General features: G+C 52.9%; 1 protein-coding gene and 1 pseudogene. Both read left to right on the forward strand.

Annotation, left to right across the window (positions count from 1 at the left end):
• Positions 1-449, forward strand: a 449-nt coding sequence (locus ACMLHZ_RS06120; RefSeq protein ID WP_418666888.1) for a winged helix-turn-helix domain-containing protein, incomplete at its 5' end; no start/stop codon positions are given.
• A gap of 1,074 nt (positions 450-1,523) precedes the next feature.
• A pseudogene (locus tag ACMLHZ_RS06125) lies at positions 1,524-1,747 on the forward strand (Na+/H+ antiporter NhaC family protein); the annotation flags it as partial.

The raw sequence follows: 1,747 nt of genomic DNA on the forward strand, positions 1-1,747 counted from the left end.
AGCGAGACAAGGTGGAGGCGCTGGACTACGGCGCCGACGACTATCTGGTCAAGCCCTTCGGCACCTCCGAGCTGCTGGCCCGCATCCGCACCGCCATCCGCCACACCCGCACCTCCCTCTCTAACCCGGAAATCGCCCAGTCCGGGCGCTTCACCACCGGCGATCTGGTCATCGACTACGACAAGCATCAGGTGCTGATCCACGGGGAAAACGCCCGGCTCACCGCCAACGAGTATCGGATCGTGTCCCTGCTGGGCAAATACGCCGGCAAGGTGCTGACCTACGACTTCATCATCAAGGAGCTGTGGGGCCCCAAGGCCAAAAACGACAACCAGATCCTGCGGGTGAATATGGCCAACATCCGCCGCAAGATCGAGGAAAATCCCGGCCAGCCCAAGTACATCTTCACGGAGGTGGGCGTGGGCTACCGGATGCGTGAGGGCGACTGAGTGCCCGGCACCGCTTGAAAAATGCTCGCTTTCCCTCTCTTTGCCGCCCCGGCTGCGTCATGCGCCGGGGCGGTGTGTTTTTGTGCTGCTTTGGCCTGCGGCGGGGGATGTTTTTGCAGTTGCTTATTTTATTGCCTCCGGCGGCATACCTTTGGGGAAGTAATCTTATTTTGTCTCCGACGGGTAACTTTCTTTCAATAGCGAAAGAAAGTCACCAAAGAACGCCAGCAGAAACCGATGGTTTCTGCACTTCCTTCTCGTTTGCAAGAGCTGTGGTCTAAGTCCCGTCGAAAAAGGGAATTGATCTGCTTCTACTCACGCTGCCGCTACCCGGTCAGTTGAAGAAGCTTACTGTTCTACCGGGGGAGTCCGTACTCCCAGCAGTAAATGAAATATTTTCTTCACCTGAGCGGGAGCGGGTCTGTTGCTGAGTCAATTCCCTTGACGGTCCCATAACAAGCAAGCCTCTTGAAGGTAAAGGAAGTCCAGAAACCATCGGTTTCTGGCGGCATTTTTTCATACTTTTTGCTGCTGTTGGCAAAAAGTGGGCCGTCGGAGACACGTTCCTTGCGTAAAGCACCGTTGTTGACAAAAAGTATGCCGCCGGAGCGGAAAGCGTGCAGGGCATCATGGAAGCTGCGGCCTTTGCCTGTTGCACGCTGTGGGCGCACAGATTTCCATTATATCGTCTTTTATGGGGGAACAAAAAGCTGTTTCGACCAAACGGCAGATCCCTGTTCCTGCGGGGGATCATGGCTGTTCCGCCGGGCTTGGGACAGTTCTTCTCCCATGCTGTTATCGTCGTTTCGTTTATTCTGCATTATAGAACTACGTGTGGTATTTCAACATTTTGCCGGTTAAGGGCCTCAATTTTCTTTCCATTGTATACAATCCTTGTATTTTTTACCAGTCGGCGTGTAAAATATCCACCATATCGTGAATAATTCTTGTGAAAAAATCCAAAAGGCCAGTTCACAATTTGTTAAAAAGAGGGAAAAGCACGCTAAGAACTTGACAATAGTCCGTTAGGACGAGTAAGATAGGGATACCAAATTTGAGGAGGTAAATCACCTAATGGAAAAGAAAGGCACCAAGATAGCGTATTTTGTTGCGCTGGCGGTGGTCGTAGTCGCTCTGGTCATTGCCAAGGTCACCAATGATGGCTCTGGCTTTGTAGCTACCGGCTGGGCCCTGTTCCCCCCTGTTGTCGCAATCGCACTGGCCCTCATCAGCAAGGAAGTGTATTCTTCCCTGTTCTTGGGCTGCGTGGCAGCCGCCCTGCTGCTGGCCAACTTCCA

Source organism: Allofournierella sp. (assembly GCF_048388525.1).
GTDB lineage: Bacteria > Bacillota > Clostridia > Oscillospirales > Ruminococcaceae > BQOK01.